Here is a 2,319-nt window from a genome sequence, read left to right as displayed (position 1 = left end):
GGATTATTAAGATGCTCGAAGAGCAAACCGAACGCCGTGGGGATGATGTAGGAGAAGACCTGGAGAATTATCGGGCACTGAAGACATGTCCTGAATGCGGTGGTGCAAGACTCAAAAAAGAATCTTTACATATTAAAGTAGACCAGAAAAATATCTATGACCTTGCTTGCATGGATATTGCGAACTTGTATAAGTGGTTCGAGGACCTGGAGTCGCGCTTAAACGAAAGACAAAATACGATTGCGAAAGAGATTCTTAAAGAAATACGTTCACGCATCGGTTTTCTTCTGGACGTAGGTCTAAATTATCTGACTCTTGACCGCACTGCTAAAACCCTATCGGGTGGTGAAGCGCAGCGGATAAGGCTTGCTACGCAGATCGGGTCGCAGCTGGTCAATGTACTTTATATTCTCGATGAGCCTAGTATAGGTTTGCATCAGCGCGACAATGCCCGATTGATAGCAGCCTTAAAAAACCTGCGTGATATAGGCAATACTGTTCTTGTTGTTGAACACGATAAAGACATGATCATGGAGGCGGATCATGTAATTGATATGGGCCCGGCTGCTGGCGAACATGGTGGCGAGGTTGTTGGAGAAGGAACACCCAAACAGTTCTCAAAAGCTAACACCCTTACCAACGATTACATCAGCGGTAAAAAGGAAATTGCCGTTCCCAAGCAAAGAAGAGCAGGGAATGGAAAATCTCTAATTCTTAAAAACGTAAGCGGCAATAATCTTAAGAATGTTTCTGTTGAATTCCCCTTAGGTAAATTAATCTGTGTTAGCGGGGTTTCGGGAAGCGGGAAATCAACTTTAATTGGAGAGACATTATATCCTATCCTGAACCATCACTTCTTCCGTGCGAAGAAGAAACCAATGTCTTATAAAAAGATAGAAGGCCTTGAACATATCGACAAAGTTATTGAGATTGATCAGACGCCTATTGGCAGGACGCCCCGTTCAAATCCTTCTACCTATACCGGAGTTTTTTCTGATATCAGGAACCTCTATGTCATGCTTCCCGAAGCAAAGATTCGGGGATATAAGCCGGGCCGTTTTTCCTTTAACGTAAAGGGCGGGCGCTGTGAAACCTGTCAGGGTGCGGGAATGAAATTAATTGAAATGAATTTCCTGCCGGATGTACAAGTACCGTGTGAAGAATGCTCAGGTAAACGCTATAACCGCGAAACACTTGAAGTACGCTATCGCGGGAAATCAATCAGCGATGTTTTGGACATGAGTATCGAAGATGCTGTCGCATTTTTTGAGCCTATTCCTTCCATATACCGTAAGATAAAAACACTTGCTGAAGTAGGTTTGGGCTACATCCGTCTCGGACAATCATCGACAACTTTATCAGGCGGAGAAGCTCAGCGGGTCAAGCTGGCTACGGAGCTTTCTAAAAAAGATACAGGCAATACTTTCTATATTTTGGATGAACCAACTACGGGTCTGCATTTCGAGGATATCAGTGTACTTCTGGGAGTTTTGAACCGACTTGTTGACCACGGTAATACTATACTTGTGATTGAACATAACCTGGATGTTATTAAGGTTGCCGACTGGGTAATCGACCTTGGCCCAGAAGGTGGATCAGGTGGCGGAGAAATACTTTTTTCAGGTTTACCGGAAGATTTGGTAAAGGTCAAGAAGAGCCATACGGGGAAGTATCTTGGAATTGAAATGAAAAGTAAGTAAATTCAGTTAGGTTAGATTTAACCGCAGAGTTCGCAGAGTTAGGCGCAGAGTTCGCAAAGTTTTTTCGACGAACTTATAAGATAAACAAATTCGTTTTTCTATAGAGATTTCTATCCGCCCAGCCTCTGCGTAAAACTCAGCGCACTCTGCGGTAAAAATCCGAACTGTGCGGTAAAAAAACCTTGCCGAAGGCAAGCCATTTATAACTAGTGTCATGCAGAACCTTCTCACATCCCAACAAACCCGCGAAGCAGATGCCCACACCATCTCCAGCAAACCCATAAGCTCAATCGATCTCATGGAAGTGGCATCAATAGCGTTTGTTAAAGAGTTTTCAAAAGAGGTTATCGACAAATACATACCAATAAGTATTTACTGCGGAAATGGCAACAATGGAGGTGATGGATTAGCCGTTGCAAGGCTTCTTTATGCCAATGATTATAAAAGTATAAATGTAAAGATCAGTAGCTTTTCGAATAAGCCAAGCAAAGATTTTGATGTTAACCGGGAACGAATAAAACTAACGAATATCCATATAACGGATTTGTCAGATACCACACCATTTCCGGAAGAAAATGCCGAAGTTCTAATCGATGCGCTGCTTGGTTCAGGATTTAAC

General features: G+C 42.9%; 2 protein-coding genes. Both read left to right on the top strand.

Features of this window, described 5'->3' with window-relative positions:
• A partial coding sequence (uvrA, locus tag WBJ10_RS17355) for an excinuclease ABC subunit UvrA (protein WP_424292586.1) occupies window positions 1-1,700 on the top strand: 1,700 nt, incomplete at its 5' end.
• Window positions 1,701-1,914: 214 nt separating this feature from the next.
• Window positions 1,915-2,319, top strand: a 405-nt coding sequence (locus tag WBJ10_RS17350; protein WP_424292584.1) for an NAD(P)H-hydrate epimerase, incomplete at its 3' end; no start/stop codon positions are given.

The sequence above is a fragment of the Daejeonella sp. genome, from assembly GCF_049655485.1.
Classification (GTDB): Bacteria; Bacteroidota; Bacteroidia; order Sphingobacteriales; family Sphingobacteriaceae; genus Daejeonella.
This window is presented reverse-complemented; position numbering and strand designations above follow the sequence as displayed.